Annotated in this window: 12 protein-coding genes; 3 read left to right on the plus strand and 9 right to left on the minus strand. The window is 68.4% G+C overall.

Annotation, left to right across the window (positions count from 1 at the left end; translation table 11 throughout):
* Positions 1–15 precede the first annotated feature (15 nt).
* Genes IPJ61_RS12205 through IPJ61_RS12215 form a run of 3 tightly spaced genes read left to right on the plus strand, consistent with a single transcriptional unit; the run spans position 16 to position 3,610 of the window.
* Positions 16–1,188, plus strand: a complete 1,173-nt coding sequence (locus IPJ61_RS12205; RefSeq protein ID WP_297107637.1) for a CbiQ family ECF transporter T component — start codon at positions 16–18, stop codon at positions 1,186–1,188.
* A complete protein-coding gene (locus tag IPJ61_RS12210; RefSeq protein WP_297107640.1) occupies positions 1,185–2,813 on the plus strand; it encodes an ABC transporter ATP-binding protein in 1,629 nt (542 codons plus the stop codon). The genes IPJ61_RS12205 and IPJ61_RS12210 overlap by 4 nt, the downstream gene beginning before the upstream one ends.
* Entirely contained in the window at positions 2,810–3,610 is an 801-nt protein-coding gene (locus tag IPJ61_RS12215; RefSeq protein ID WP_297107642.1) for an ECF transporter S component, read from the plus strand. The genes IPJ61_RS12210 and IPJ61_RS12215 overlap by 4 nt, the downstream gene beginning before the upstream one ends.
* A gap of 94 nt (positions 3,611–3,704) precedes the next feature.
* On the opposite strand, the gene IPJ61_RS12220 is transcribed toward IPJ61_RS12215, so the two are convergent.
* From IPJ61_RS12220 to IPJ61_RS12260, 9 genes are all read right to left on the minus strand, one after another.
* Entirely contained in the window at positions 3,705–4,079 is a 375-nt protein-coding gene (locus IPJ61_RS12220) for a type II toxin-antitoxin system death-on-curing family toxin (RefSeq protein WP_297107644.1), read from the minus strand.
* Positions 4,076–4,279, minus strand: coding sequence for a CopG family transcriptional regulator (locus IPJ61_RS12225; RefSeq protein ID WP_297107647.1), 204 nt, complete (start codon positions 4,277–4,279; stop codon positions 4,076–4,078). Before IPJ61_RS12225 ends, IPJ61_RS12220 begins: the two co-directional genes overlap by 4 nt.
* Positions 4,280–4,314: 35 nt before the next feature.
* Entirely contained in the window at positions 4,315–5,511 is a 1,197-nt protein-coding gene (locus tag IPJ61_RS12230; protein ID WP_297107649.1) for a phosphoglycerate dehydrogenase, read from the minus strand.
* Positions 5,512–5,513: 2 nt separating this feature from the next.
* Entirely contained in the window at positions 5,514–6,641 is a 1,128-nt protein-coding gene (serC, locus tag IPJ61_RS12235) for a 3-phosphoserine/phosphohydroxythreonine transaminase (protein ID WP_366505571.1), read from the minus strand.
* A 23-nt stretch (positions 6,642–6,664) separates the two neighbouring features.
* Entirely contained in the window at positions 6,665–7,876 is a 1,212-nt protein-coding gene (locus tag IPJ61_RS12240) for a THUMP-like domain-containing protein (RefSeq protein WP_297107653.1), read from the minus strand.
* Between the two features lie 26 nt (positions 7,877–7,902).
* Entirely contained in the window at positions 7,903–9,624 is a 1,722-nt protein-coding gene (locus IPJ61_RS12245) for an ABC transporter ATP-binding protein (protein ID WP_297107659.1), read from the minus strand.
* 11 nt (positions 9,625–9,635) lie between these two features.
* Complete coding sequence (locus IPJ61_RS12250; protein ID WP_297107662.1) at positions 9,636–10,610, minus strand: ABC transporter permease; 975 nt, start codon at positions 10,608–10,610, stop codon at positions 9,636–9,638.
* Positions 10,611–10,620: 10 nt separating this feature from the next.
* Entirely contained in the window at positions 10,621–12,117 is a 1,497-nt protein-coding gene (locus IPJ61_RS12255; protein ID WP_297107665.1) for an ABC transporter permease, read from the minus strand.
* Between the two features lie 182 nt (positions 12,118–12,299).
* Positions 12,300–14,153, minus strand: coding sequence for an ABC transporter substrate-binding protein (locus IPJ61_RS12260; RefSeq protein ID WP_297107667.1), 1,854 nt, complete (start codon positions 14,151–14,153; stop codon positions 12,300–12,302).
* Between the last annotated feature and the right edge of the window lie 59 nt (positions 14,154–14,212).

Genomic DNA, 14,212 nt, shown 5'->3' on the forward strand with positions numbered 1-14,212 from the left:
CAACCGGTCTCACCCATGCCCCGCCTCCTGCCAAGGGTCGCCGTCGCCGACGGCACGCCCGAAGCCGCAGCCCCCGCCGTCGATCAGCGCGGGCTGCGCTTCGTGCACCCTTGGGCGTGGTGGGCGTGGGCGCTGAGCGCGGGCGCCGCGGTGAGCCTGACGGCTAACCCGCTCGTCATCGGCCTGATTGCGGCTGCGATGGTCGCCGTCGTGATCCTCCGCCGCCCCGATGCGCCCTGGGCGCGCTCCCTCAAGGTCTACCTCTTCCTCGCGCTGTTCATCGTCGCCATGCGCATGTTCTTCCAGATCACCATCGGCGGCACGCGCGCCGGGGAGGTGCTCTTCACCCTCCCCTCCATCCAGCTGCCCGACTGGGCGGCCGGCATCCGGCTGGGCGGACCTGTGACGGTCGACGGCCTCATGTTCGCGCTGTTCGACGCCCTGCGGCTCGCGACGATGTTGCTGTGCGTGGGCGCGGCCAACTCCCTGGCGAACCCCCGCACGGCTCTCAAGTCCGTGCCCGCCGGGCTTCGCGACATTTCCACCGCGGTCGTCATCGCGCTCGCCCTCATCCCGCAGCTGATCGGCTCGCTGCACCGGGTGCGGCGCGGGCAGCGGCTCCGGGGCGGTCGGCGCCGCGGCCTGTCGGCCGTGCCCGCCACCCTCATTCCCGTGATCGAAGACAGCGTCGAGTCCTCGCTCCAGCTCGCGACGTCGATGGAGGCCCGCGGCTACGGCAGGACCCGCGTCGCGGGCGAACGTCGTCGGGGCACCTGGCCGCTGCTCGGCGCGCTGCTCGCGGTCACGCTGGGCATCTACGTGCTGCTCGGCGTGCCCGCGCGGATGAACGGCATGCTGGGGCTCCGCGGGCCCGCCATTCTCGCGCTGGCGCTGATCGGCGTCGGGCTTGCGCTGACGGTGTGGGGCATGCGCGCCTCGGGCCGCCAGCTCGGCGTCACGCGTTACCGCCCCGCACCGTGGGGCGGACCCGAGTACGTCACGCTCGGCTGCGGACTGGCGGGCCTGGCCGTCGTCTTCTACCTCGCCTCCGAGTTCGGCGCGCCCCAGGCGATGAACCCGCCGGTCACGCCGTTCCGGCCGCCGACCCTTCCTCCGCTCGCCCTGCTCAGCGCCCTCTTCTTCGCGCTCCCGGGCTTCGTCACCCCGCCCTCCAGGATCGCCGCATGATCGAGTTCGACAACGTCACCATCACCCAGCCCGGCGCCGATCGCCCGGTGCTGCGCGGCGTCACCGGCGTGATCCGCGAGTCCGACCTGTGCGTCGTCGTCGGCCGCACCGGCTCAGGGAAGTCAACGCTGCTGGGCGCGATCAACTCGCTCATCCCCGGGGCGACCGGCGCGACGATGTCCGGCCGGATCCGCGTCGCCGGCCGCGATATCACCGGCACGCGCCCGCGCGAGCTCGCCGACCTCGTCGGCTACGTCGGCCAGAACCCGCTCTCCGGCTTCGTGACCGACGTCGTCGAGGACGAGGTGGCCTACGGGATGGAGCAGCTCGGACTAGCCCCTTCGACCATGCGCAAGCGCGTCGAGGAGACCCTCGACCTGATGGGCATCGCCGAGCTGCGCCGCCGCGCGCTCGTCGAGCTCTCCGGCGGTCAGCAGCAGCGGGTCGCCATCGCCGCGGTGCTCGCGGCCCAGCCGCGCGTGCTGGTGCTCGACGAGCCGACCTCCGCGCTCGACCCGAACGCAGCCCAGGACGTGCTCTCGGCGATCAACACCCTGGTCTACGACGTCGGCCTCACCGTCGTGCTCGCCGAGCACCGCCTGGAGCGCGTCATGCACACCGCAGACTCGGCTCTCTGGCTGCCCGGCGACGGGAGCGGTGTCTTCGGCCGGACCGCCGACGTGCTTGCCCAGGCCGACGTCCGGCCGCCGCTGGTGGAGCTGTCCGGCGTGCTGGGTTGGCCGACGGTGGCAACCAGCGTCCGCGACGCGCGCCGCAAGGTGCACGAGGAAGGCCCGCACGTGGTGCTGCCCGACTTGCCGGAGGACACCGTGGCCTGGAACGATGCCGGGCTCACCCGGGTCGCGGAAGCGCGCGACCTCGCCGTCGACTACGGCCGTTTACGTGCCGTCGGGGCCAGCCTCGACCTGCACGCGGGCACCGTCATCGCGCTCATGGGTCGCAACGGGTCGGGGAAGTCGTCGCTGCTGTGGGCGCTACAGGGCGCGGTGGCCAGCACGGGAACCCTCAGCATCCGCGGCGCCGACCCGCGCCGGGTGAGCGACGGCGAGGCCCGGTGCCTCGTGTCGCTGGTGCCGCAGACGCCGTCCGACCTGCTGTACCTGCCGAGCGTCGGCGAGGAACTGAGCCAGGCCGACCGCGAGTCGCACGCAGAAGAGGGCACCACGCGCGCGATCCTCACTCGCCTCGGCGCGGATCTGCCCGACGACCGCAACCCCCGCGACCTGTCCGAGGGCCAGCGCCTGGCCCTCGTGCTGGCCATCCAGCTCGCCGCCCGCCCCGTCGTCATCTGCCTCGACGAGCCCACCCGCGGCCTCGACTACCAGATGAAGCACGAGCTGGCGCTCATCGTGCGGCAGCTCGCCAACGAGGGCGCCTGCGTCGTCATCGCCACGCACGATGTCGAATTCACCGCGCAGGCGACCGATCGCTGCGTGGTGCTGGCCGACGGCGACGTCGTCGCGGATGGCCCAACCAGGGTCGTCTGCTGCGCCTCCCCCGGCTTCTCGCCCCAGGTCGCGAAGGTGTTTCACCCGCACGACGTGCTGACGGTGGCCGAGGTCGCCGATGCGCTGTCGGCCCAAGGCCTGAGGCAGTACGCATGAGCCAGGAACGCGACTGGGCCTCCGGCGTCATGCTCGGGATCGCGGTGGTCGTCGCGTTCCTCGCGTTCTTCTGGCCGCTGCTCGTGGCGCCGTCGGCGGCGCTGGACGGCAACGCATTGTCGCCGTTCATCTTCGCGCTGCTGCTGCCGATCGTGATCGGCATCGTGGTGTCGCAGCTCAGCAGGGGCACGATCGATCCGAAGACGTTGGCGATGCTGGGCGTCCTTTCCGCGCTGGGCGCGCTGTCGCGGCCGCTGGGGGCGGGCACCGCGGGCATCGAGTTCGTGTTCATCCCGCTGATCCTCGGCGGCCGCGTGTTCGGCCCGACGTTCGGGTTCCTGCTCGGCAGCACGACGCTGATGACGTCGTCGCTGTTGACGGGCGGCGTGGGACCATGGCTGCCGTTCCAGATGATGGCGGCGTCGTTCGTCGGCATGGGCGCCGGGCTGCTCCCGGGCGGCCACGCCGCCAAGCAAGGCTCCCGGCCCGCGCACGGCAGCTGGGCGGAGATCGCCCTGCTCGGCGCGTATGGCGCGGTCTCCACGACGCTCTACGGCGCGCTGGTCGACATGTCATTCTGGCCGTTCAACCTGGGGCTGTCGACGGAGCTGAGCTACGTCGCCGGCGCCCCGATCCGCGAGAACCTCCACCGATTCCTGTTGTGGAACATGGCTACGGCGATGGGTTGGAACCTCGGCCGTTCCGTCACGACGATCGTGACGCTCGCCATCGTCGGCCGCCCGCTGCTGCGGATCCTGCGCCGCACCAACCGCCGCGCCACCTTCGCCCCCGGCTGAGTATCCGACTCCGTTGCCGGAAAAGTCCAGACAGATTGGGCTTTTACCCAGTCTCCGGGGTACTCGGCCTATCTCACCGCACTTTTACGGTAGGTCACGGTGTCGCCGTGCTCCAGGAGGCGAGTCTCGCCGCCACCTCCTGATGATCGACGGCGCCCTCTGCGACTGCTATCACCAACGCGTAGGCGTCGTCGTCCGGGGCATCGATGACGACGTCGTTGAGACCACAGAACACCACCATCGATAGCCAACCCAGTCGCTTGTTGCCATCACCCAGGGCATGGTTGCGTACGACGGACTCCAGCAGAACTGCGGCCTTGACGTCAAGACTCGGGTAAGCCTCAACGCCGAACACTGTTGCCTGCGGCCGGTACGCAGCCGAATCGAGGAGTCCGACGTCGCGTACCGGGCCGACTCCGAGGTCCCCAGCGAGGGTGAACAAGTCCTCCAGAGAGAGGTAGTGGATCACTGGCCGAGACGGTCAAGCAGGTCTGCGTAGCGAACACGCGCGACGTCGGACAGCCGACGGACTTTGCCCTCGTGCAGGCGCCGTGCCGAGGCCTCGCGGATCGCACGCACGGTCGCCTCTTGCTTGCTGACCCCATCCGCCTCCGCAAGAAGCGCCAGGGCCTGCTCATCCTCGGATGTCAGCCGCAGTGTCATTGCCATGTGCGCGATGATACCACTCTGGTATCAACCCGAGCTCAGCGGATCAGGCGGGCGGTGAGGACGCCGTCGATGCCGAGGATGCGGCCGAGCAGGTCGTCGGAGACGTCGCCCTCCACGTCGACCAAGGTGTAGGCCAGTTCGCCGCGCGACTTGTTCAGCAGGTCCTCGATGTTGAGGCCCGCCTCCGCGAGGAGCGTCGAGATCTGGCCGACCATGTTCGGCACGTTGGAGTTCACGATCGCGATCCGCGTGCCGCCGTTCCTCGGGAGCACCGCCTCGGGGAAGTTCACCGAGTTGGAGATGTTCCCGTGCTCAAGGTACTCCCGCAGCTCGTTGGCGGCCATGCGGGCCGAGTTCTCCTCCGCCTCATGCGTCGACGCGCCGAGGTGCGGCAGCGTGACGGCGCGCGGACGCGTGTTCAGCTCGGGGACCGGGAAGTCGCAGACGTAGCCGCGCAGACGCTCCGTCTCCAGGGCCTCCACGACGGCGTCGAGGTCGACGATGGGCGCGCGGGCGAAGTTCACCAGCACCGCGGACTTCTTCATCAGCGCGAACTGATCCCTGCCGATCAGGCCGCGGGTGGCGTCGATCAGCGGCACGTGCACGGTGAGGATGTCGGCGCGCTTCAGCAGGTTGTCGAGGTTGGTGACGTGCTCGACGCGGCTTGACAGCTTCCAGGCATGCTTGACGGTGACGCCCGGGTCGTACCCCATCACCTTCATGCCCAGGCCGACGGCGGCATTGGCGACCTCGACGCCGATGGCACCCAGGCCGATCACGCCGAGAGTCCGGCCCGGCAGCTCGAACCCGGCGAACTGCTTCTTGTTGGCCTCCACCTCCTTGTCCATCGACGCCGCGTCGCCGCGCAGCCGGTGGGCGTAGGCAGCCGCGTCGACGATGTTGCGCGCGGCCAGGAAGATGGCGGCGATGACCAGCTCCTTGACCGCGTTGGCGTTCGAGCCGGGGGTGTTGAACACCGGGATGCCGCGGTCCGTGTAGTCGGCCACGGGGATGTTGTTGGTGCCTGCGCCGGCGCGCGCGACGGCCTTCACCGATGCGGGGATCGGGATCCCGTGGAGGTTCGCGGAGCGCAGGATCAGCGCGTCGGGCTCCTCGACGTGACCGCCGACGTCGTACAGCTCCTTCGGCAGCTGGCTCAGGCCCGCCTGGCTGATCGCGTTGAGCGTGCGAATCTGGAACGGCGCAGCCGGCCGCTCTTCGTTGTGGGTCATGCCTACCCGTTCCGCTTCTCGAAGTCGGCCATGAAGTCGATCAGGTCGTGGACGCCCTCGATCGGCATCGCGTTGTAGATGCTCGCACGCATGCCGCCGACCGACCGGTGACCCGCCAAGTTCGTCAGCCCCGCCTCCGCGGCCTCCGCGACGAACGTCTTGTCCAGCGCCGGGTCGGCGATGAGGAACGGCACGTTCATCCACGATCGCGCGTTCGGCGCCACCGGGTTCGAGTAGTAGTCCGACGCGTCGATGAAGCCGTACAGCTCAGCGGCCTTCGCCCCGTTCCGCTCGGCCATGGCGCTCAGGCCGCCGAGGTCGCTGATCCACTCGAGGATCTGGCCAAGGAGGTAGATGCTGAACGTCGGCGGGGTGTTGAGCATGGAGTCGCTTGCGGCCATCTGCGCGTAGTCGAGGACCGACGGCGTGGTGGCGCGGGCCTTGCCCACCAGGTCGTCGCGCACGATCACCACGCACAGGCCGGACGGCCCCATGTTCTTCTGCGCGCCGGCGTAGATCAGGCCGTAACGGGCGACGTCAATGGGTCGCGAAAGGATGGTCGAGGAGAAGTCGGCCACCAGCGGCACGTCGCCGGTCTCGGGGACGTAGTCGAACTCCACGCCGCCGATGGTCTCGTTCGGGGTGTAGTGCACGTAGGCCGCGGCGGGGTCGACGGCGTAGCTGCCGGCGGCGGGCACCGTCGTGTAGTTGGTGGCGGCCTCGTCGGCCAGGACAGCCACGTCCAGCCCCTGGCGCTTGGCGGCCTTGATCGCCTTCGCCGACCATTGCCCCGTGTTGAGGAAGCCGACGGCGTCGCCGGGCTGGGTGAGGTTCATCGGGATGGCGTCGAACTGCGCGCTCGCCCCGCCCTGCAGGAACAGCACACGGTAGTTGTCCGGGACGCCGAGGAGCTCGCGCAGCAGCGCCTCGGCACGCGCCGCACAGGCCACGAACGGCTTGCCGCGGTGCGACACCTCCATGACGGACATGCCGCCGCCTTGCCAATCGAGGAGCTCGGACTGGGCACGCTCCAACACGCTGGTCGGGAGCATCGCAGGACCTGGGGAAAAGTTCCAAACACGCACGACCCCTATTGTGGCACTCCGTGCCTTCCGCGGCGATCTGCCCACAGTTGCGGACCTTTCGACGCGCGCTACGTCGCTTCGCTCCTTGGGCGCGGCTCAAGGAACGAGAGTCGCTCGACGACGACCGCCTTCGTGCCCTCCAGCGTCCTCGCGAGTACCAGCGTCGCCGACGCCGTGCCCTTCGGCTTCAGCTCGCGGCGCAGGGCAGCGGGGTCGACGTCGATCCCGCGCTTCTTGATCTCCAGCGTGCCGATGCCGTGCTCCGCGACCCAGCGTCGGAGCGTCCTACGGTCGTAGTCGAGCACCTCGCGGACAGCGAAACAGGTGGCCAACGGCGAGGCAAGCGGCTCGTCGCTCGACAGGTAAGCGATGTGCGGGTCGAGCAGCCACAGGTCGTGCGCGGGGGCGATCTCTTCGAACAGCCCCGCGCGGATCACCGCGCCGTCGGGCTCGATCAGGTACCGGCCCAGCGGCCGAACGTCCAATCCGGGGCGTCCCCCCGTCCGGGCCAGCGTCGTGGCGCCGCCGGCTCCCAGCGCGACGACGGCGGGTCCCTCCGAGAGCCGGTTCCACAGCGACGCCTCGACGACGTCGTGCGACTCGCTCACCCACGCCGCCTGGACACCATAGGGGATGATCTCCTTCGGAACGCCAGGGCCGAGCTTCACGCACACGAACCGGTCCGAGGACAGCTGCGCGAGCACGAAGTCCCACGACGGCGTGAAGTCCGCGACGTTCCAGGTGCGTCCGCGTGCGGTGCGCCGCGCGGGGTCGAGGAAGATCGCCGCCCCGGGCGGCGGGGTCTGCTCCTCGGCGAGGCCGACGTGCACGTCGTACGTCAGCCCGGCCGCCAGGCAGTCGGGAGAGCGCGTGCGCGAGAAGCCGGGAGCGCCCGCGACCAGCGCGAGGTTATGTGCAGCGACGGCGGCGGTCTCCGGGTCGGCGTCGACCGCGACGACGCGGAGCCCCGCCTCGAGGAACGCCATGGCGTCCGCGCCGATCCCGCAGCCGAGGTCCCACACCTCCGTCACGCCCGCGTCGGCGAACCGCTGCGCCCGCCACCGGGCCACGGACCGTCGCGTCGCCTGCTCCAGGCCGTTGCGGGTGAACAGCATCTCGTCGGCGCGCTCGAACTTCGCCGCCGCCCGACGACGCAGCACCGCCTGGCCGAGCGCCCACGCGGCATCGTCCGCCCCGAAGCTGCGCCGCAGCCTCTCCCCCGCGCCGAGCGATGACGGGTCCGGCTCTCGCATCGCCGCGGCCAGCGCCTGATCTCTCACGCGGGCGAGGCTATCGGGGTCCGGTTCTACAGCAGCTCCCGGGTGTCGAGCTCGACGACGCGGTCGCCCAGCGACTCGAGCAGGGCGTGGCGCTCCTCGCGACGCTGACGCTGCTCGATCGGGTTCGGCACCGGGGCCGCGGCGAGCAGGCGCTTCGTGTATTCCTGCTGCGGGTTGAGCAGCACGTCCTCGCGCGTTCCCGCCTCCACGATCTTGCCGAACTGCATCACGACGACGCGGTGCGCGAGCGAGTCGATGACCGCGAGGTCGTGCGAGATGAACAGACACGCGAATCCGAACTGGACCTGGAGGTCCGTGAACATCGCGAGGACCGATGCCTGAACGGACACGTCGAGGGCCGAGGTCGGCTCGTCGGCGATCAGCAGGTCCGGCTTCAACGCGAGCGCCCGCGCGATCGACACCCGCTGGCGCTGGCCGCCGGAGAGCTCGTGCGGATAGCGGTTGTACGCGCTGCGGGGCAGGTGCACCGCCTCCAGCAGCTTGTGCACGCGCGCCTCGCGCTCCTTCGGGGTTCCGATGCCGTGGACCGACAACGGCTCGGAGATCACGTCGCCGATCGGGAACCGCGGGTTCAACGACGCCGCCGGGTCCTGGAAGATGACGCCGACGCGCTTGCGGAGGCTCTTCAGCTCCGGGCCCTTCAGCGAGAGCAGGTCCTGGTCGAGGACACGCACCTGGCCGGACTCGGAAGGGATCAGCCCGAGCAGCGCGCGACCGATCGTCGACTTGCCCGAACCGGACTCACCCACAAGGCCGACGATCTCGCCGCGCTTGACGTCGAAGCTCACGTCGTCGACGGCGCGGAACGGCTTCTTCCCCTGCCTGCGGTACTCGACGACCAGGTTCTCCACGGAAAGGGCCGTCTCCGCGCCCGGGGCCACGTCCTTCGGCGCCACGCCGAACTGGCCGTGGCCGTCGCCCAGGTGCGGTACCGCCGCGAGCAGCTTCTGGGTGTAGGGGTGCTGCGGGTTGAGCAGCACCTCGTCCACCGTGCCGCGCTCGACGATGTTGCCCTTGAACATCACGGCGACGTTGTCGGCCATGTCGGCGACCACTCCCATGTTGTGCGTGATCAGCAGGATGCCGGTGTTCAGCTTGTCCTTCAGCGAGCGCAGCAGGTCGAGGATGTCGGCCTGCACGGTGACGTCGAGCGCCGTCGTCGGCTCGTCGGCGATGATCACCTCCGGGTCGCAGGTCAGCGCCATGGCGATGACGACGCGCTGCCGCATGCCGCCGGACAGCTCGTGCGGGTACTGGTTGACGCGCCGCTCGGGCGCGGGGATGCCGACGGCGGCCAGCAGGTCGATGGCGCGCTGCCAGGCCTCGCGGCCGAACGCGACGCCATGCACCTCCATCGACTCGATCAGCTGCTCGCCGATCTTGATCACGGGGTTGAGCGCCGTCATCGGCTCTTGGAACACCATGGCGACGCGGCGGCCGCGGATCGAGCGCAGTTCCCGGCCGGACAGGTCGCCGACGACCTTGTCGCCGACGACGGTGCGCCCCTCGATCCGGGCGGTCTTCGGCAGCAGGCCGAGGGCGGTGGTCGCGGTGACGGACTTGCCGGAGCCGGACTCGCCCACCAGCGCCATCACCTCTCCGGGCTCGACGGTCAGCGACAGGCCCTTGACGGCGTGGACGACGCCGAACTCGGTGCGGAAGCGCACGTTCAGGTCGTCGAACTCGAGGGCCGCGTTCTCGCCGGTGAAGGTCTTCATTTCAGTCATGTCCTAACCCTTCAGTCCATCTGCTGGCGAGGATCGAACGCGTCGCGCAGGCCGTCGCCGATGAAGTTGACGCACAGCGAGATCAGCAGGATGAACATGCCGGGGACCCAGAAGAGCCACGGCCTGTTGTTGAGCGCGTTCTGGTTCTCGGAGACCAGGAGGCCCAGCGACGTGTCGGGCGCCCGCACGCCGAAGCCGAGATAGGAAAGCGCGGTCTCGGTGAGGATCGCGGCCGAGATGAGCAGGGTCGCGTTGACCACGATGGTGCCGAGCGCGTTCGGCAGGATGTGGCGCACGATGATCTGGGGAGACGGCGTGCCGAGAGCCCGGGCCGCCATCACGAACTCCCGCTCGCGCAGCGACAGCACCTCGCCGCGCACGAGCCGCGCGAGGCCGGTCCAGGAGACGACCGCCAGCACCAGCGCGAGCATCACGATGTTGGCGCCGAACATGCGGCCGAGCACCGCGGCCAGCACCAGCGTCGGGATGATGATGAAGAGGTCGGTGACGCGCATGAGGAAGGCCTCGATGAGGCCGCGGTAGTAGCCCGCCATGGCGCCGATGATCGTGCCGATGATGGTGGCGATGATGCCGACGGTGAACGCCACGAACAGCGACTGCTGCGTGCCGCGCATCACCAACGCGAAGTAGTCCTTGCCGATGCTGTCCTGGCCGAACGGGTGCTCGCCCAGCGACGGCGGGAAGAACTGGATGGTCGGGCGCGCCTCGTTGACGATGTCGTAGGCGTCGACATACGTCTTGGACCACCAGCCGGGAATGGGGCCCCAGCCGATCGACGTGAACGCGAGCAGGATGATGAACAGCAGGACGATCATCGAGATCATGGCCGCCTTGTGCCGGAAGAACCGACGGCGCACGAGCTGGCCCTGCGAGTAGGACTTGGTCGTGGTCGACGCGACGTCGTCCTCGATGGAGAACTGGTCGTGGGGGTCGATCGCGGGGAGCGAGTTGTTGGGATCACTCATGGCAGGCTCCTTAGCGCGCGATTCGCGGGTCGAGGAAGGCGTAGGCGATGTCCGCGAGGAGGTTCATCACCACGGCCGCGGTGCCGGTGACGAGGAAGAACGCCATCACTGGATTGGGATCGACCTGTTGAAGCCCGACCATGAAGAGGTTGCCCATGCCCTGCCAGCCGAAGACCGACTCCGTGATGACGGCGCCGCCGATCAGGGCCGCGAAGTCGAACGCGACGATGGTGGCCAGGGGGATCAGCGAGTTGCGGAATGCGTGCTTGGTGATCACCTTGCGTTCCGATACGCCCTTGGAGCGGGCGGTGCGGATGTAGTCCTGGTTGAGCACGTCCAGCATCGACGCCCTGGTGTAGCGGGTATACCCCGCGACGGAGACGAGCGTGAGGACGATCGTGGGGAGCACGAGGTGCGTCGCCGCGTCGACGGCGTGTCCCCAGAAGGGCGCGTCGAAGTTGGGGCTCATGGAGCCGATGGTGGGAATGGGGCGCGGCTGGAGCTTGAGGTAGGCCGCCCAGTTGCTGAGCATCAGGTCGGCGAACGCGATCAGCGATCCCACGACGGCGAGGATCGCCGAGGCGGACATCGCCTGCTTGCGGGAGAAGCCGCCCCAGGCGTATCCGCTCACCAGCCCCGCGACGACCGCGAACAGCAGGCAGCCGAGAAGCAGCAGCACGGACGGTTGCTTCATGAGGAGGGGCCTCAGCACCGCATAGCTGACCATCCCGACCACCGCGGTGGTGCCGACGGCGTAGACGACCCTGCGATTCTTGAAGCCCGAGGTCAGCGCTACGATCAGCACCGCAGCCGCGGCGATGACGATGATGAAGACCGGCAACCCGATGGACGGCCTGCGGAACCAGGTAACGGCGTCGAAGTAGAACATCGCCCCGACGAACACTGCGAACGAGGCGAAGAAGCTGATGGCCCTCCGTTTCACGGGGCCACCTATGGCCGCCGTCAGGATGAAGGCGAGAACCCCGGAGATGATCAATATCTCCGGGAGCGTGAATTTCGCGTCGACGATCCAGTTGTTGAACTCGATGGCCGCGTAGTGCTTCAGGAGCACGGCAGCCCAGAACACGGGCAGCGAGAAGAAGACGAAGGCCATGAAGGTCACGGCGTAGTCAAACCCGCTGTACTGCCTCACAGCCGTCACGATGCCGAGAATGACACCGACCACGATCGCGAGGATCGTGGCGAGGACGACGAGTCTGAGGGTCGATCCTGCGGCGATCACGACGAGCGAGGTCACCTCGCGGCCCACGATGTCCTTTCCGAGATCGCACTGGCCGATGAGGCACTTGGAGGCTCCACCGAGCCACGTGAAGTAACGCTCGTACCAGGGGACATCGAGTCCCATGTTCTCGATGCGTTGCCGGATCAGGTTCTCCCGGTTGGGGCTGTTCGACTCGCGCAGATCCGCGAGCGGATCCCCGGAGTTGATCGTCAGCACGTACATCAGGAACGAGCCCAGGAGCAGGATGAGGAGCGAGATCCCCAAGCGTCTCGCGATATATCTGATCACTAAGTAGTCCTTCGGTGGAGTCGGCCGCGGTGCAGAGCCCCGGCACGTGGCGCTGATCCTACGCCAAGAAACATGCCGGAGTCAGTGAGAATGGCGTGCGAAATGCGGTGGGGGCAGGCGGCGGGTGCCGCCTGCCCCCACGGCAGCTAATCAGTGGCTCAGCTATTCAGCCACTGCGGGGCGTTCCAGGAGATGCCGTCCTGGGTAGCGGTCGGACGCACGTTCTGCATCTTGGCGTCGGAGCCGGCGATGCCGGGGTGCGCGAACAGCGGGATGCCGTACAGCGTGTTCCACAGCTCCTTCTCGATGATCTTCACCTGCTCCAGGTGGACAGCAGGATCCAGCGTCGAGCCGAGCGTCTTCCAGGCGGCGTCGACCGTCGCGTTAGAGTACTGGCCGTAGTTCTGCGGACGGCCCGTGGCGTAGATGTTCTCACCCGAGGCGATCTGGCCGGAGCCGGCCCACGCGAACAGGGCCACCTCGTAGTCGCCATCCGGCAGCGCCTTCTCGAAGAAGTCGGCCGCGTTGACGTCCTTGACCTCGAAGCCCGCGTCCTTGCAGGAAGCGGCGATCGCGGCGACCTGATCGGCGCGGCGCTTGTTGCCTGCGCGGTAACCGATGCGAACCTCGATCGGCGTCTTCACGCCGGACTCGGCGATGAGGGCCTTCGACTGCTCGATGTCGACCTTGTCGAAGCGGCCATGGTAGGCGGCATCGACGACGGCCTGGTAGTTCTCCTGGAAGGGGAACACCTCACGGGCGTTCATCACGACGCTGTCCGGGGAGACCGGCTTGATCAGCAAGTCGACAATGCGCTGGCGCGGCACGCAGTAGGCGAAGGCCTCGCGCAGCTTGATGCCGCCCTGGGCATCCGAGAACACGTTGGTGTCGCGGAAGTTGAAGTCCAGGTGCTCCCAGGTCAGGGTGGAGTACTGGTGGATGTTGATGGACGGGCCGATGTTCTGCAGCGTGGCGAGCCCGGCCTCGTCGGCCTGCGGCGAGATGGCCTGGACGTCGCCGTTCTGCAGCGCCTGGGCCTGGTTCTCGTCCTTGATGAAGCGGAAGATCAGGTTCTTGGTACCCGCGGGGGTGCCCCAGTACTTGTCATTGGCCTCGAGCGTCAGGGCGTTGCCGGCCTGCCAGCCGCCTTCCTTCAGCTTGTAGGGGCCCGAAGAGGGGACGTCGGCCATGTCCGGAAGCTCGCCCGGGTTGTACATCCAGCCGGTGTTCCAGAACTCGGCGACCTTCTTGACGGTCTCCGCATCCTTGTCGATGATCGCCTGCGCCAGCTCCTTCGGATCGAGGCCCGCCTTGGTTGCCGCGACGTGGGCGGGCAGCGTCGAGCCGATGACCAGACGGAAGTCCGGGTACGGGGCGTCATACTTCACGGTGAAGGTCTTGGAGTCGACCGTGCCCTGAGGGCCGTCCGGAATGTACTGCGGGAACGACGCCGAGACGTGATCGAAGACGGCCTTCGCCTTGGGGTCCTTGCCGTTGGCGTAGCCGGGAACGATCCACTCGGGGTTCTGCGCGGCGTAGTCGAGCAGGTAGTCGTTGATGGTCACCGGGGTGCCGTCGGACCACACGGCCGCGTCGCTGATCGTGTACTCGATCTCCAGCGGATCCTCGGAGAGGATCTTGTACGTGCCGAACTCCGTGTTGTCGCAGATGGTGCCGTCGTCACCGAAATAGACGAAGCTGGAGAACATGTGCGCGGCGACGGCGGAGTTGTAGGTCGAGTACGTCTTCGACGTGATCGAGTTGTAGCCGCTCCAGTCGCCGGGGCCGGCGGTGAACTTGACGTCGCCGTCCTTGGTGGCGGTGATGCCGACGTCCTGCAGGCAGGGCGCGGTGCTGCTGCCGCCGGGGGGCGTGGTTTCCGTGGGGCCGGCCGTAGCGGGGCCGCTGGGCCCCGTCGTGCCGCCGGGCTCCTCCGGGCTGGTGCAGGCACCCAGCATCAGGGCACCCGTCAGCGCGAGGCCGAGCGCGGCCTTCGTTCGCCTGAACTTCATTGAGAACTCCTTGTCGTGAGACAACGTTGCGTGGCCGAAAAAACGGCCAAGTGGTCAGC

The sequence above is a fragment of the Tessaracoccus sp. genome (assembly GCF_016714275.1).
Lineage (GTDB): Bacteria > Actinomycetota > Actinomycetes > Propionibacteriales > Propionibacteriaceae > Arachnia.